Source organism: Alkalibacterium sp. m-11 (assembly GCF_054658155.1).
Genome location: NZ_BAAGIR010000426.1, coordinates 1 through 314, shown reverse-complemented (window position 1 = coordinate 314; position 314 = coordinate 1). Strand labels below are relative to the sequence as shown.

1 protein-coding gene is annotated in these 314 nt (G+C 36.6%); it reads right to left on the bottom strand.

Features of this window, described 5'->3' with window-relative positions:
• Window positions 1-64 precede the first annotated feature (64 nt).
• A partial coding sequence (locus tag ACYQ2O_RS13060; RefSeq protein WP_459796820.1) for a transposase occupies window positions 65-314 on the bottom strand: 250 nt, incomplete at its 5' end.

Below are 314 nucleotides of genomic sequence, written 5' to 3'. Positions count from 1 at the left end.
GACTTTTTCCAGAAATTTTTAGGGTTATTCAGTTGTGGATTAGTCTTTTTGTACTCTCTTTCACTTAACCAGGTGCGAACGATTCTTTGAAACACTCAAATGGTTCATACTGTAACGCTCTGATTTGGCTCAAAATAGTGAAGAGGGTTGATTTCAACCTTAATTCTAGTTTCATCAGTAACGTCAATAAGTAGACAATCATCGCAAGAATCACTTGATTCTCCACGCCTTGTTCAGACTGTGAATAGTACGTTTTAATGGTCAAATGTTGTTTGATGTGCTTGAAAAACAACTCGATCTGCCATCTTGATTGA